Below are 1,901 nucleotides of genomic sequence, written 5' to 3'. Positions count from 1 at the left end.
GATCGTCTCCGCCGGTACGTTGTTGCCTTCACCGCCGCCGCCGAGCGCGTAGCTCGATTGCGATGCGGCGAGCAGGGCGGTGGTCAGTCCCGCTCCGACAAGAAACTTCGTCGTCTTTTTCATTACACGTTTCCCTGTTTTGATAGTTTGATGTTATTTTAGTAAGTGATATTTTTGTTATACACTCTGAAAAAGTAATCTTGAAAGAGTAAAAAGAGTAATCCGTTTAAATTTGTTAGTAATTGCTCATGTTGGTATGCGCGCAATTCATCATACCGCCGTCTGCGCGATTAGCGGAATTCATAGTCGATCTCCGATATCGGAAAGCTTCGCTGTGTTAGGTCAGCCGTCAATGTACTTGGTCGCCTACAAACACCCTCCTCAGGTAGATGGCAGCGTTCACCGCCATCTACCTCGCTTTCTAAATATTTTGTTTTGCATGTTTTATCGGAACCTCTTTTAATGCTGTATACAATATGAAGTGCTCGGAATGATATCACAGCTCCGCGAAACGGCATCACCCTTTTGTGTGATGGTCATTTGAGTTTCACTTGAAGTATGCACAGATATTCAGAAATTGACCTCGCGACTTCGTTATGATGGCCACGGAGGCAATTCCTATCGCGGCATCGTGACCTTTATCTGAGGGCGCGATTCCGTCCCACCGAGGTGCTGATCGGCGGTGCCTGGATCGATCTCGACCGCGCGTTCGACGCACAGCGCGAGACGATCACGAAGGCGTCGGTCACGGTGGGTTGAACGCACCACGCGCTTCCCATCCATGCTGTTCCGTGATAATGTATACATAATATAATCCTGAAACGTCCAAAATCCCGAAAGGAAATTGCGTATGGCATCTCGTTCTCTCGCGGCCGCGCTGGCGGCCGGCGTTTTGGCGTGCGGCTGGGCGGGCGCGCAGGCGGCAAGCCCGAAGCCGGTTTACATTCATATGAACGGAGCGAACGAATTTCTGGAAAATCTGATCGCGGTGCGGCCCGGCCAGCAAGTGGTGTTCGTCAACGAGGATACCGGACCGCATACCATCGTCGGCTACAACCCGGCGACCGGCAAGACGAGCAAGCGCTTCGACGGCGCGGTGGCCGGCACCAAGGGGCTGGGAGACAAGGTTCACACCTACACGATCAGCTTCAAGCACCAGGGCATCGTGTATTATTACTGCTCGGTCCATGCGGTGCTGGCCAAAGAACCGGGCGGCTGGACGGTGGCCAAGGTGCGCCCCGGCGTGCACGGCTTCGGCACTCCGATGGCCGGGGCCATCATCGTGACGACCGACCCGAAACTGCTCGCCGACAACCCGAAAACCGCCTCGGAGAAGATCCTGTCGGGCTATTTCGGCGGATAAACCGAAAAACCGGCGGCTTCGCATAAACGGGCATTTCCCAGATGGCGCGGCCAGCCCGCCTCTCGGAATAGAGAATGCCACCTCGGATGGGGATTTGGTGCCAAATTGAGAGGTGCAGGCCAGCTGATTTCGCCGTGAGTCCAATCTAGGAAATCCGGGATATTAAGGCGCCGGCGCTATGCTGATGGCACACACGATGGTGCTGCGATCATCGCATATTCATTATCGGCAACAGTGGTGTGGTCCTGGAATACCTACCTCCATACAGCAGACTTTGCCCAGCGGCGGAAGCTCCGCTGCACGTTTTTCCAAAACTTGTCAGGAATTTCATGGAATAGTTCGCCGAAACCATAACCCAGTGCCGCTCGTTCAGCGGACTCCTTGCCGTCGTCTGAAATGATCAGTGAGGTGCCCTCCTTATAGGGCCAAATTGTGGTAACACAAAGTTTTTCAGCCGATTATCGCATTATCTCGATATCTTGTGTTAACCGTGATTTATGCGCGTGCACCGCGACATCGACAGAAGAGCCGTCTTCTT

At 53.7% G+C, this 1,901-nt stretch carries 1 protein-coding gene; it reads left to right on the top strand.

The features are described 5' to 3' along the window. Nucleotides 1–850 precede the first annotated feature (850 nt). Nucleotides 851–1,363: a cupredoxin domain-containing protein gene (locus tag L2A60_RS20320; protein WP_235706277.1), complete on the top strand. Its 513-nt coding sequence runs from the start codon at nucleotides 851–853 to the stop codon at nucleotides 1,361–1,363. The last annotated feature ends 538 nt before the right edge of the window (nucleotides 1,364–1,901 follow it).

Source organism: Acidiphilium iwatense, from assembly GCF_021556475.1.
Lineage (GTDB): Bacteria > Pseudomonadota > Alphaproteobacteria > Acetobacterales > Acetobacteraceae > Acidiphilium > Acidiphilium iwatense.
The sequence above is the reverse complement of the archived record's forward strand: the minus strand, read 5'-3'. Positions and strand labels throughout refer to the sequence as shown.

Coding starts and splice junctions, on each gene's coding strand:
- L2A60_RS20320 (WP_235706277.1), top strand. CDS start 851: ATGGCATCTCGTTCTCTCGCGGCCGCGCTGGCGGCCGGCGTTTTGGCG.